Genomic DNA, 14,172 nt, shown 5'->3' with positions numbered 1-14,172 from the left:
ATGACAAAGGACAAATGACAAATGACAAATACCATCACAAACTCAAAGGCAGCTGAACTGTAAACGTTGTCCAGCCCTGAGAACTGGTAACTTCAATCGTGCCTTGGAGATATTCTACTAACTTCTTAACCAATGTTAAACCTAATCCTGTGCCGCTCTGTTGCCAGCGATCGCTTTCAGGAATCCGGTAAAACGGCTCAAAAATTCGAGATTGTTCTTTTTTCGGAATTATCACCCCAGAATTGCTAATTGTGATTTGAAAATAAGGAACTTGAAAATTATGTAATGCACCAAATTTAGCATCTTCATTTATCAGACTTTTTGTAATGTAAATTAGCTGAACATTCAACGCAATCTCTCCATCAGGCGGAGTGTATTTACAAGCATTGTTGAGTAACTCTGAGACTATTTCAGTCAGGCTAGCCAAGTCTGAAACTAAAGGTGGTAAATTTGGAGAAACACTAATTTGAAAAGACTGTTCTCTAGCTTGAGCGCGTTCCTGAAAATACTCGGCAACGTGAGGCAGCCAGTTTTGGAGTTGAATTGAAGTTAATTCTAACGGATATATATCTGCATCAATCATTCGTATATGCAGCAAATTGTCTATCAAATCTAGCTCTTGTTCGCACTGATCGCGCAAAATAGTTAAGTAACGAGCTACAGATTCAGATGGAGAAAGTGCTTTTAAATGTAAAACGCCCTGCCGATCGAGAATATTTTCTAGCACAGAGATTGCCATTTTGATGTTTGACAAGGGCGTTCGCATTTCATGAGAAGTGGTTGCCAGAAAATCTTCTTTTAACTGGTTCACGTGTTGAAGTTCTGCCACGCGAATTTCTAGTTGTTGGGCACGTTCAGCTGCGAGATTACGTTCTTCAGTTAACCGTCGTTGTGTGTCATCCCGGAAAACCAATACGGCTCCTGTAATTACACCGCTGTTATTTCTCAGAGGTGTAGCGCTATCGGCTATTGGTATAGTTGTGCCGTCTCTAGCAACTAGTAGGACGCCACTGCCTAGATATATAGTAGTTTCTTGTTTGAGGGCTGCGATAATTGGATTTTTTGCCGACAGCTGAGTTTTTTCATCAATGAGTTTAATAACTTCAGTTAACATCTTGTCTTTAGCTTCATTCCATCGCCACCCTGTCAGAGCTTCAGCTACCTGATTGATGTACTTAATATGCAACTCAGTATCTACTACAATTACCCCATCACCCATTCCTCGAAGCACAGAACTCAAAAATTGCTCGCGATTGTAGCGATTGAGAGCGGTTTTAATGGCAACATAAAGTTCTTGTTCCTTGATGGGTTTGAGAATATATCCAAAGGGGGATGTCAGCGTTGCCCGTTCAACACTACTTTTATCAGAGTGACCTGTGACGTAGATAATAGGAATTTGCAAATGATGCCAAATTCGCTCTGCTGCTTGAATGCCGTCCATTTCACCCCGTAATCTGATATCCATTAAAATCAAGTTTGGACGTAATTCGGTTGCTTTTGTAATTGCCCCTTCGGCAGAATCGGCAATATCTAAAACAACATATCCTAGAGACTCTAAAGTTTCTTGTAAATTGATAGCAAGAATATATTCATCTTCAACAACAAGGACTTCAACTATCTCCTTTCTCTGCGTGTTTGATGGTATGCCAATTATGTTCATGATCGGCTGTTTGTAAAAGTAATTTTGAACTCTGTTCCGTGTTGAGAGTCAATTTCAAGCTTTCCCCTTAACTGTTTGACTAAACCCTGGACAAGGGTTATGCCCAGCGTTTTAGTTTTTTTGCTATCAAAATTTTCAGGTAAGCCAATACCATTATCTCTAATAATGAGTGTCAAAGCAGATTCAAATTCTTGATAAAACTTAACCTCAATTTTGCCTCCACGATTACCAGCAAAGGCGTATTTTAAAGCATTAGAAACCAGTTCGTTGATAATCAAGCCACAAGGAATGGCAGTTTCAATGTCGAGGCTAGCATTCTCAACTTGAATATTTAGTTGAATTTGGCTGGAACTGACATTATAGGAATCAAATAAATGAGTTGTTAAATCTGGAATGTATTGAGCGAAATCAATATCAGCGAGGTTTTCAGAACAGTATAGTTTTTCATGAACTAGGGCAATGGAAGCAATGCGGTTTTGACTATCGCGCAAAATAGCTGTCACCACAGGATATTGTGTACGTCTGCATTGCATTTGCAGCAAACTGCTGACAATTCCTAAATTGTTCTTAACACGATGATGAATTTCTTTGAGTAATACTTCCTTTTCTTTTAGAGAGGCTTTGATTTTTTCTTCCGCTTGCTTTTGTTCGGTGATATCTTGTTGGATGGCGACAAGGACGTTTCCATACTCAGGATGTTCAAAAACGGAAGCGGTAGCGCTACACCAGAATGGAGTGCCATCTTTTTTAATATTATGCACTTCATAGGTTGCTTCACCGTGTTCCATAACAGCAGTGCAAATCACCTGATTAACATCTTCAGGTGTATTATGTTTATCACCGTAGTTGACGATCGACACATGCTGACCGATTAATTCACCAGGGTCATAGCCAAACATTTGCTCGAATTTAGGATTGGCGTAGACAAACACGCCATCTGTAGTACGAACTAGGCAAATTCCTTCTGCCATGTTGCGGGTGATGACTGCTTGCAACTCTAACATTTGTTCAGCGCGTTTGCGATCGCTGATTTCAACTACAACAACGCCTATGCTAATAGGTTCATCGGCTTCAGACTGAATTGGAAAGTAAGAAGCTAGCCAAGTCCTGATTACACCTGGAAATTTTGGGGTTTCTCCACTGATTTCCAAATCCAGAATCGGTTCACCCGTTGTTAAGATATGTCGAAAGACTTGCTCTTGTTTGGGTGCTATATCAGGGACAATCTCCGACGGTGTCTTGCCAAAATGCGCCGCTGCGGGAATGCCATTAATTTCTGCTAATGCTTCATTAATTAATGAATAACGTAGTTCCCAATCGAGAATAGTTATACCAACGGGTGCACTATTGATGAAGGTATCCAATAACTTTTGCTTGTGAGCTAGTTCTCGCTCTAGAATCTTGTGCTCATTTATATCAATAATTACCCCTAACATCCGTACAGGCTTGCCTGCTTCGTTGTAAACACCACGCCCTTTCCCTGTGAGCCAGTGAACCCTGCCATCGGAAAAAATCACTCGATATTCACCTTGAAAATTAATATGTTGTGTCAGTGCATTTGATACAGCCTGTTCAATTCGGTCAACATCCTCTGGATGCACGCGATCGCGCCATAGTTGATAGCTGGCTGCTGATATTTCTGGATCTAAACCTAACAAACGATAATGGTTGTCGTTCCAGATTACTTCGCCTGTTTGAACATTCCAATCCCAAAGACCGATGTGGTTAAATTCCAACGTTAGTCTCAGTTGTTCTTCACTTTTGGCTAAGGCTGCTTTAGTTTGTTTGCGTTCGCGTAGCGCGGCTTGTCGATCGCTGATATCCCGATGAGTACCAATCATTCGCAGAGGATTACCATCTGCATCTCGCATCACAACCTTACCGTAGTTGGCAATCCATTTGCATTCCCCCGACTTAGTTCGGAGTCGATAGTCAAATTTGTATGGTGTTGAACTATCCTTGAGGTGATCTGCCAAAATTTTCTCCACCCAAGGTAAATCGTCTGGATGAACTAATCGCTCCCAGGTACTAAAATCCTGTGGGAGTTCATCAAAGCGGTATCCAAGCATTTCTAAATAACGAGGGCTGTAATAAACCTGTCTAGTCAAAAGATTCCAGTCCCACAAAGCATCTCCAGAAGCCTCAAGGGCTAATTGTAGTCGTTCCTCACTTTCTCGCAGAGCGATTTCTGCTCGTTTACGATCTTCTTCACCATACTTCCGTGCAGTAATATCAGTGATTCGTATTAAATTCATCACATTGCCAGCGACTGTGATTTGTTTGACTGCTATGTTTCCCCAAAAGGATTTGCCCTGCTTGGTAAGATATTCAATTTCTCGACTCCAAAACCCTTGCTGGTTAATTTCTTCTCCAAAGGTGGCTATCTCATCAGAGGTGAACGGTTGTTTTTGCAGAGTGTTACCTTCAATATTAATCAGTTCAGCTTTACTAGAGGTTTGAAATAGTTCCACTGCTCGATCGTTACAGTCAGCGATCAGTAATGTTTCGACATCTACCAGAAAGAGTGCATCAGCGGATTCATTATAAACAGCTTCTAGCAGGTCACGACTACGAATGATTTCTAACTCGGTTTGTTTTCGTTCTGTAATATCTAGAACCGCTCCCAACAGCTTAACTGGCTGCGCTTGAGCGTCATAAGCTATCTCTGCTTTCGACTCAATGTAGCGCACCGAACCATCAGGTCGGATAATTCGATACTCAAGATTGAAAGGGGTTATTTGGGCAATCGCCTGTTCGAGTTGGGTCTTAATCAAGGCGTGATCGTCTGGGTGAATTATTTGGAAAAATTCTACTTGGTTAGGTTCGCCTTGAGTGGGATTTAGACCAAAGATACGAAAGGTTTCCATTGACCAGCAGCGCTTTTTCGTTTCTAAATTCAATTCCCAACTGCCTACATGGGCGATTTGTTGAGTTGTGGCTAGCAGTGCTTCACTTTGTCGGAGTTTTTCCTCAGCCTCTTTTTGTTCGCTAATGTCCCCAACTGAACCGACCAATCGTACTGGATTTCCTTGCTCATTCCAGATTGCTTTTACCCGCGATCGGAATCGGCGATCGCTTTGGTGCAATTTGGCAGTGCGTTCTTCTACTTTGGCTTCTAATTCCGTGTTGAGGGTTTGGAGGTTGTGGTATTGGGCTTGTTGGATAGCGATCGCTAGTTGCACTGTCAGTTGATTGAGCAACTCCACCTCAAATGTCTGCCATTGTCGGGGGGCAGAACATTGATGTACGATAAATAGCCCCCATTCAAGTGCTTGAGTCCCCTTATTTTCTAACAAAATGGGGACAACTAAATTCGCCTTCACCTGAAACTGTTCCAAAAGTTGAATATGGCTATCACTTAAACCCGCTTCGTAGATGTTCGTCGCCGCCCAGATTTTTCCTTGGCGGTATTCTTCCCCATGATTTTCCTGAAAACAGGTAGCTTCAATCTCCAGTCCGAAAATTGGTGTCCATTGGGGTAGTATCGACTCCGCCACAACACTACCATGTCTTTGATGGGTAAATTGATACACCAATACGCGATCGGACTTGAATAACTGGCAGACTTTTTTGACACTCGTAGCGAGGATATCTTGAAGCTTCAAGGATTGGCGAATATCAAGAGCGATCGCTCCAACTAGGCGTTGTTGTTCCTGCTGCTGTTCTAGCTGCTGCATCAACTGCTTATGCTTAATCGCCCCATGAATCGTGCGGCAGAAATTTTCACGAGTCAGTTTTCCCTTGACTAGATAATCATCCGCCCCACTTTTAAGTGCTTGGACTGCGATCGTTTCGTCTCCCTGTGTAGTCAGCATAATTACTGATACTTGGCTGTTGGAAGTTTGCCTCTGTAGCTGAGTGAGAAATTCCAGCCCGCCTAAATCTGGTAATTGAAAGTCCAACAAAATCACATCTGGTATTTTCTCTTGACAAGCTTGTAGCGCCTTATTTCCAGACTCAAATTCGTAAATATCATAAGTGTAGCGATCGTCCCGCTCTAAAAAGCGTCGATACAAAGCTCTATTTTCAGCAGAGTCTTCTACAAAAAATACAGTTGTCATGTTGTTGTCCTCCTAAGACAGCTGCGGGAGTCGGGAGCGGGGGAGCAGGGGAGAAAAGAAGTTGTAGTAAGTTTTATCCCCTCTGCCCCTGTGCACCTCTGCCTCTTGTGCCCCATACCCCATGCCCAATGCCCAATTCAATAAACCCTAAATCAGCAAATTCGGACTTTTTCTCGATCGCAGACTACTATTTTTAGTCGCATAAACGCATAATAGAATAGTGACTGATCTGTTCGTACCTTTACAATCTCTCAAACAAGGTGACTGGTTCAAGCTGATCTGCGGAGCCAGTTTCCAGCATTTGCCGGCAGTCAGAAGTTTAACGTTAGCCTATACTTTGGCGGGCGCTGACTGTATAGATGTTGCAGCTGATCCAGCAGTAATTGCAGCAGCGCAATCAGGGCTACAAGCAGCCAAATCTCTGGCTAGGGATGCCCAAAAGCGAGGCTTTGACTACAAAGGCAATTTACCCTTTTTGATGGTCAGCCTAAACGATGGAGAAGATCCCCATTTTCGCAAAGCAGAATTTAATCCTCATGAGTGTCCTACAGACTGTCCTAGACCCTGTGAAAGGATTTGTCCGGCACAAGCGATCATGTTTGACAGTATCAAAGAAGACTTTTCAGGAGTAGTATCCGAAAAGTGTTATGGCTGCGGTCGTTGCATACCAATTTGCCCTTATAGTATAATTTATACAGCTTCATACGTGACAACGCCGGGAGCGATCGCGTCATTGGTAATGTCAACGGGAGTAGATGCCGTAGAAATCCATACAAAAGTCGGGCGGTTGGCAGAATTTGAGCGATTATGGCAAGCAATTTCACCGTGGGTCGATCGACTAAAGTTACTAGCCATCAGCTGTCCTGATGGCGAAGGGATGATTGACTACTTGAGAGCGCTGTATGACCTGATTGCCCCAATCAAGGGTGCTTTAATTTGGCAAACCGACGGTCGTCCCATGAGTGGTGATATTGGCGATGGCACCACAATAGCCGCAGTGAAGTTAGGGCAAAAAGTTTTGGCAGCTAAGTTACCGGGATATGTGCAGTTATCAGGCGGCACAAATAGCTATACCGTTGCTAAGTTAAAGGCAATGGGACTACTTAAAGAGACAGAGGGGCAGAGGGCAGGGGGCAGAGGAGAAAATTCCCCCTTGCTCCCTGCTCCCTGCTCCCCTGCCTCCATCGCCGGGGTCGCATACGGTAGCTACGCCCGTGTACTGCTGTCACCAATTCTCGAACAGTTAGAGAATAAGGAGATAATTAACACCAATGTGAAGGCGACTGTTCGCCTAGAAGAAGATGACGTATTACTTTGGCAAGCTGTAGAACTTGCCCATTCTCTCGTTTCCCAGATCAAGTCACAGCAGGAGCGTTAATCGCTCAATACCCAGGGCGGGTTCTCCTGCATGCAAATGTCCTCGCTATCTCTAAAAACGTCACCATAGAAAGCATGACGATTACAGACGATCTCCAAAAATTATTAGACATTTTGCCCCAAGACCTGCAACAAGTACTAGAGAGTCATCCCAAACGAGATAGTTTAGTAGAAGTGGTTTTGGATTTGGGTCGTCGCCCAGAGGCTCGCTTTCCTAATCAAGCTGAGTATTTGAGCGAAGTACCCGTTACTCAAGAACAGATAGATGATTGCATTCAACGAGTCGGAATCTTTGGCGGAGATAATCGGGCAGGAATTGAGCAAACTTTGCATCGGATCAGCGCCATTCGCAACCGCACTGGTAAGATTATTGGCTTGACCTGTCGCGTTGGTCGAGCCGTATTCGGAACTATTGGCATGATCCGCGATTTGGTAGAAACTGGTAAATCGATTCTCATGCTGGGGCGTCCAGGCGTGGGTAAAACTACCGCCTTACGGGAAATAGCCCGTGTTTTAGCTGACGATTTGCATAAGCGGGTGGTGATTATTGACACCTCCAACGAAATCGCTGGGGATGGTGATGTTGCTCACCCCGCCATTGGTCGCGCCCGGCGGATGCAAGTGGCTCATCCAAATGAACAGCATCAGGTGATGATTGAGGCAGTGGAAAACCATATGCCAGAAGTCATTGTGATTGATGAAATTGGCACAGAACTGGAAGCTTTAGCGGCTCGTACCATTGCGGAACGGGGTGTACAGTTGGTAGGTACTGCCCACGGTAATCAGATCGAAAATCTGATTAAAAACCCCACCCTAGCTGATTTAGTTGGGGGTATCCAAGCTGTGACGCTGGGAGACGATGAAGCCAGACGGCGAGGCTCTCAAAAGACTGTTTTGGAGCGGAAAGCCCCACCTACCTTTGAAATTGCTGTGGAAATGTTGGAACGCCAACGCTGGACAGTACACGAAAGTGTTGCTGACACCGTAGATAATTTGCTGCGGGGGCGTCAGCCTACTCCACAAACGAGAACCGTTGATGACCACGGCAAAATTGCGGTTACACGTCAGTTAGCTGTTGTCAACGGTCGTGGTGGACAGCTAGGAACAGTGGAGGATTCTTTCCCACCGGCGCGACCGTCTAATGGCTGGCGTTCATCTGGACAAATGGTCGCACTGCCGCAATTGCCTGTAGAGCGGGTAACTGGGCGCAGTGAGTTTGACCGTTTGCTAGATGAATCCTTCAATTATTCTGAGAGCATTGATTTAGATGCTGTTACCAGACACCCAGGGCCCAATGGTGAAGATTTGCCATTGCACGTTTACCCTTATGGGGTTAGCCGCCACCAACTAGAACAGGTGATTAGCGTGCTAACTTTACCTGTGGTATTGACAAAAGATATAGATAGTGCTGATGCAATTTTAGCACTGCGATCGCACGTCAAAAACCACGCCAAATTACGCCAAATGGCCAAAGCCCGTCATGTACCCATCCACATGATTAAGTCCAGCACCATTCCCCAAATTACCCGTGGTTTGCGGCGGTTGCTGAATATCGACGACCCAGAAATGGCCGATGATAGAGAACTACAATTGTTTTTGCACAATGGTAGCGATGATGAAATGGATGCTCTTGAAGAAGCTAGACTTGCCGTTGAGCAAATTGTGATTCCTAAAGGACAGCCAGTCGAGTTATTGCCGCGTTCTCCCCAAGTTCGCAAGATGCAACATGAGTTGGTAGAACATTATCGCCTCAAGTCGCATAGTTTTGGCGAAGAACCAAATAGAAGATTACGGATTTATCCAGCGTAACTTTAAGAACCCTACTAAAGAGCCAAAGTGTAGCTTTGTCTTCCCTAAAACCTTACCTACGGTGTACACACAAGTCTTTGTCAAGGCAATTTACGGTTAGTCTCATAGCCCCTGAGATATCTCAAGAAAGGTTTTGCTATACAACAAAACCTGTCCCTCTCCTTACTAAAGAAAGGGATGTCCGATAGGACAGGGTGAGGTTTTGAAGGACTTTTGGGTAATCGGATAACTTATGTGTACACCGTAGCCTTTTAGGAGAAAAGTCTATGCATTGGAAAAGCGCTTTAACCATCAAAAATCGTCAAAATCATTATCTATACTCAAGCTAATAATTCAATCTTCTCGCAGCAATTCGCTGTCATCATCAGCATCGCGCAGCGTCTGATAGATAATAATTCGTAGAGAGTGCGTAAGTCCTAAACAACTCAATCTTGCATTTTTTTAAACATCTGTTACATTACTTTACAGACAGTTACAACTGCTACAAAACTTGAACTTTGGAGTTATGCTCATGTCAGATTTTAAGAATACTGCGCCTATTATTTCAGAAGATCCTAATGGTGTGCGTTTTGGCTTCACTCCTCAGAGTGAAAATTGGAACGGTCGTCTTGCAATGATTGGTTTTGTATCTGCAATTTTGATTGAAGCTTTTTCTGGTCAAGGGCTACTCCATTTCTGGAATATCCTCTAAATTGACAATCGTAGGGTAGTACAGCAGTTCTACCCTATAAAATTCTCTATATTCCACACCAGTCATTCGTTTCTAACCGATGGCGGCTGTTGCAATTGGTGCAAAATATTAGATTTTTCCGGTTGAGCCAAAATATAAGTGAATAATGACTTTACATTGAATATGTATAGCTAAAACTCATGGATATACCTCAACGCGTATTAGTCCGCTACAAAGACGCGTCATACAACACTAATGAAATCCGCTTAAGAACTTTTCGGCTTGGGTTGCAAATATGGGATGAACAAACCAAACCCAGAAAAACAGAGCTTTATCAGTTTATATCGTCTTGTTTGAAACAAGTTGACCGCCAAGATCGTTTTATGTTTTCTCTGTTGTTCATAGAATTAACAGACCTAATACGCAACTCTTCCCTAGAAAGAGGAACGAAAGAGGTTCTGATTAAAACAGCTTTTAGAGAATTTGCTTGTGCAATAACAGATTTTGAAGACGTTGCCAAATAAGGTTAGTCATGGGGATACTGGAATTGCGTAGGCATAGGCATCACTTTAAAGTTAGCTGACCTAATCGAGTAGGATATCTATAGTAAACAGCTTTCCAATCGGATTAGTTTTTTAGCTAAATGCGCGGATGGGTAGGTGTTGGGGAAGGGGGGAATACAAAAATAGCTGAATTGCCATATATGCAAGGATTTGAGGGCTGTAGCATCTTAAAACCATCCGCGCACCTTATGTAGACTGAGTTTCAGCTATTTACATTTAGCACAATTGCCACTCCTTATGTTATGATTTTTGCATTCGCGCTATTGAACCTTGAAAACTAAATAACACAAGTCTTTCAGACGCCTGCGATCGCAATCAACTAAAATCCCTATTAGGGATTGAAACGCCAAAACTAGAGATAAATGGTTGACTCGTGATTGCAATCGCAATCAACTAAAATCCCTATTAGGGATTGAAACTCACTCTTGTTTTATGCACGTCAAAAGACGCGATCGCAATCAACTAAAATCCCTATTAGGGATTGAAACCGGATTAAGCAGGGTGTAGCTACTGAGTTAGATCGCAATCAACTAAAATCCCTATTAGGGATTGAAACTGCGCCCTACTTCCAAAGTGCCAACAGATGCTGCATCGCAATCAACTAAAATCCCTATTAGGGATTGAAACACTAGAAAAAGCGCTCCACAATCCTCTAGCTGTAAATCGCAATCAACTAAAATCCCTATTAGGGATTGAAACGGACTGGGAGCCAAGACCAGGCAGAACTGCTATGATCGCAATCAACTAAAATCCCTATTAGGGATTGAAACGTCCTGTAGGCATAAGCACTATCTTTGGATAAATAATCGCAATCAACTAAAATCCCTATTAGGGATTGAAACGAGTTCGGCTAGAAGTTGGGTGCAGATTGGGTCATCGCAATCAACTAAAATCCCTATTAGGGATTGAAACATATTTTATTGCTAGTTGTGGTGGCGTAACTATCATCGCAATCAACTAAAATCCCTATTAGGGATTGAAACATCCAACACAAAAGGAAGCTGCGATCGCATTGGGATCGCAATCAACTAAAATCCCTATTAGGGATTGAAACAAAAGTTTTTTGAATGAAGCCCAATTAGAACTATCGCAATCAACTAAAATCCCTATTAGGGATTGAAACAAGTGGATCGGCCGGATCGACACCAGGCGGAGGAATCGCAATCAACTAAAATCCCTATTAGGGATTGAAACGTCCACTGTGGAAACGCACCTTACTAGGGCCTGTATCGCAATCAACTAAAATCCCTATTAGGGATTGAAACAACTGCTTTCAATCTTAGGGTAGTTGTAGTGTCTGCATCGCAATCAACTAAAATCCCTATTAGGGATTGAAACGCAGACGTAGAAAATATGAGAATGATTGGGGTTGATCGCAATCAACTAAAATCCCTATTAGGGATTGAAACAAAGAAATTTAAAATTAGCCCAACAAGTTTATCAGCATCGCAATCAACTAAAATCCCTATTAGGGATTGAAACTTAGCTTTAGTCTCGATTTTGGCTCTCAAGTCCCATCGCAATCAACTAAAATCCCTATTAGGGATTGAAACTGATTTTGATTCTATAGTCAAAATCAAGCTAGCATCATATCGCAATCAACTAAAATCCCTATTAGGGATTGAAACTGAAAAGAGGGAAGGAATCAAACCAGTGGATTGAGGATCGCAATCAACTAAAATCCCTATTAGGGATTGAAACGATATATCTGCAAGCAATTACTTAGGATCTACAATCGCAATCAACTAAAATCCCTATTAGGGATTGAAACAGACCAATTAATCGACTACATCCGCACTGTTGACCCAGATCGCAATCAACTAAAATCCCTATTAGGGATTGAAACAACAGATAACGACACTAGAATACTAGAGAATCTAATCGCAATCAACTAAAATCCCTATTAGGGATTGAAACCAGTGAAGGCGAAACTTACACTCGTCGCACCAAATCGCAATCAACTAAAATCCCTATTAGGGATTGAAACTGGACGGATTTCTTGAGCGATTAGCAATCTAAATCGCAATCAACTAAAATCCCTATTAGGGATTGAAACAGTTGAGGTTAAAGCTTTTCAGTGCGAGATTTTGCCATCGCAATCAACTAAAATCCCTATTAGGGATTGAAACAGTGCAGGATCGATTGCTTCAGACTCTGGATGAAAATCGCAATCAACTAAAATCCCTATTAGGGATTGAAACATTGGCGTTCCCGCGAGGAAATGCAATAAATTCATCAAATCGCAATCAACTAAAATCCCTATTAGGGATTGAAACGTGGGTGAGTGCGATCGCGGCGTGCAGGGGTGAAGGGGATCGCAATCAACTAAAATCCCTATTAGGGATTGAAACATCCACAAGACGTGGTGCTTCTGTGAAGTCGGCAGGATCGCAATCAACTAAAATCCCTATTAGGGATTGAAACAATACTCAAGCCTTGGCTCAAAGTGATTTACACAAATATCGCAATCAACTAAAATCCCTATTAGGGATTGAAACGAGCAATCCAACCTTGCTGTAATTGAGGTAATGCAATCGCAATCAACTAAAATCCCTATTAGGGATTGAAACGATTTACTCTTACGATTTCAAGAATATAAGCTGGATCGCAATCAACTAAAATCCCTATTAGGGATTGAAACACCAAAAATACTATTAGGGCGATCGCTCACTGTCCATAACAATCAACTAAAATACGTCTGTTTTCCCACCTCCTACTGAATCATGGACTGATATAGAATTGTTGCAAGCTTTATCTCATGGGTGTTTAGAACATCAATAGTTACTATGCATCTGACTTTTCACGGTATGTGAAAAATGTCATTTTGAGGGTTTCCCAAGTCCTGATTTTTTCCTCAGCTATTTTCATTAATTTAGGACTATTGAAAATTAGCCTGTGGAAAAAGCCATGCTTTTTCAAAGCTTGAGGACTTCCCGTGAAAAGTCAGACTATGCATAGGGGTAGCGATCGTCATATCTTCAAGAAGGCCGCAGCTACAATACTCATTCTTTTGTCTTCACTAGCTATAACTTCATGCAAAAGGGGTTCAACCTTCGCAAGAGCAGGAACTCCCCCAAAATACTCCTGAAACTGAAAACCTGTATAAATAAGTATTTCTCCAATATCAAGAGTTAATGGTTGAGGGTTAGCACTATTACTAGGTTGAATTCTTAACCCCGATGCAGGTCCAACAATAATTTGGAGAAAGCCTTTGTCCCGATGTATATTTAGCACTACCCGCTCTCGATAATATGTCGATCCAACCTGAAGAATCAGGGATGGCAGCAAGTTAGGTTGTAAATAGATAATTAAGTTTTCCAGAAGTGGTTTAAGGATATGGCTATCTATAAACCCAGCTATTTCATAGCCTTGTCCATGAGGCAATTCATCAACGCTATCTTTCCAGCTAGGCTCTAATCCATTTTCAGGAATCAAGAAGTTATCGTGTTCACTGGAAGAGAAATTTCGGGAGTGATAGTACTCAAGTGGAAAATTTTTGCCTTCATATTTATCCTGATATACGCTTTTAGGCCAATAGCCACAACGATACCCTGATACTCTTAAATCTTTAGGTTGATCGGATTTAAACAAAAGTCTTTCTTGGATTGGTTGCTCAAAAAACTTCCTCATTGCTTTATGGAAGAAGACTATATTTTGGTGAAACCTCTCCAGTTCAGTGGATTCCAAGGTTGTGTCAAGATAGTTTTGTCTCAGGATCAAGTAACCTTGTTTAGCAAATTGCTGGAAGTTCATGCTGCTCACACTCTATTACTTGCTCACACCATACTCAAAAATCAGTCATTATTTAAATTACTACAAAAGGGGTGTGAAGGGGCTGCCGTCGGCAGCTCCTTCACAACCTTCATTAAAATGATTATCATTATTTTAATGGCAGAATTTATTTTCTGGAAGTCCCCTATTAAAGATTAAAACTAATTATACTGAGAGTTAGCTTCTAACGGTTTAGTATCAAGAAATACAAATATTACTCCACGGGTCATTCCACATCCTAGCTTGAGGGCTGTGATATTA

The 14,172-nt window shown here is 42.3% G+C and carries 8 protein-coding genes and 1 CRISPR repeat array; of the genes, 5 read left to right on the top strand and 3 right to left on the bottom strand.

Annotation, left to right across the window (positions count from 1 at the left end; translation table 11 throughout):
* Window positions 1-34: 34 nt before the first annotated feature.
* Window positions 35-1,660, bottom strand: a complete 1,626-nt coding sequence (locus V7K41_RS31455; RefSeq protein ID WP_334854424.1) for a hybrid sensor histidine kinase/response regulator — start codon at window positions 1,658-1,660, stop codon at window positions 35-37.
* Window positions 1,657-5,721, bottom strand: coding sequence for a PAS domain-containing protein (locus tag V7K41_RS31450; protein WP_334854423.1), 4,065 nt, complete (start codon window positions 5,719-5,721; stop codon window positions 1,657-1,659). Before V7K41_RS31450 ends, V7K41_RS31455 begins: the two co-directional genes overlap by 4 nt.
* Before the next feature lie 220 nt (window positions 5,722-5,941).
* Between V7K41_RS31450 and ldpA the strand changes: the two genes are divergently transcribed.
* The 4 genes from ldpA (at window position 5,942) to V7K41_RS31430 (ending at window position 10,101) form a co-directional block, all read left to right on the top strand.
* On the top strand, window positions 5,942-7,099 hold the full coding sequence (gene ldpA / locus V7K41_RS31445) for a circadian clock protein LdpA (protein ID WP_334854422.1): 1,158 nt from the start codon (window positions 5,942-5,944) through the stop codon (window positions 7,097-7,099).
* A gap of 74 nt (window positions 7,100-7,173) precedes the next feature.
* Entirely contained in the window at window positions 7,174-8,907 is a 1,734-nt protein-coding gene (locus V7K41_RS31440; protein WP_334854421.1) for a R3H domain-containing nucleic acid-binding protein, read from the top strand.
* Window positions 8,908-9,418: 511 nt separating this feature from the next.
* A complete protein-coding gene (locus tag V7K41_RS31435; RefSeq protein WP_334854420.1) occupies window positions 9,419-9,598 on the top strand; it encodes a high light inducible protein in 180 nt (59 codons plus the stop codon).
* A gap of 179 nt (window positions 9,599-9,777) precedes the next feature.
* On the top strand, window positions 9,778-10,101 hold the full coding sequence (locus V7K41_RS31430; RefSeq protein WP_322729404.1) for a hypothetical protein: 324 nt from the start codon (window positions 9,778-9,780) through the stop codon (window positions 10,099-10,101).
* A 347-nt stretch (window positions 10,102-10,448) separates the two neighbouring features.
* A CRISPR array of direct repeats spans window positions 10,449-12,781; the repeat unit is 37 nt; unit sequence ATCGCAATCAACTAAAATCCCTATTAGGGATTGAAAC.
* Between the two features lie 329 nt (window positions 12,782-13,110).
* Here V7K41_RS31430 and V7K41_RS31425 read toward each other — a convergent pair.
* Complete coding sequence (locus V7K41_RS31425; RefSeq protein WP_334854419.1) at window positions 13,111-13,770, bottom strand: hypothetical protein; 660 nt, start codon at window positions 13,768-13,770, stop codon at window positions 13,111-13,113.
* A 6-nt stretch (window positions 13,771-13,776) separates the two neighbouring features.
* Here V7K41_RS31425 and V7K41_RS31420 point away from each other — a divergent pair, with 6 nt between their 5' ends.
* Window positions 13,777-14,070, top strand: a complete 294-nt coding sequence (locus V7K41_RS31420) for a hypothetical protein (RefSeq protein WP_334854418.1) — start codon at window positions 13,777-13,779, stop codon at window positions 14,068-14,070.
* Window positions 14,071-14,172 lie beyond the last annotated feature (102 nt).

It is taken from the genome of Nostoc sp., assembly GCF_036917415.1.
Lineage (GTDB): Bacteria > Cyanobacteriota > Cyanobacteriia > Cyanobacteriales > Nostocaceae > Nostoc.
The sequence above is the reverse complement of the archived record's forward strand: the minus strand, read 5'-3'. Positions and strand labels throughout refer to the sequence as shown.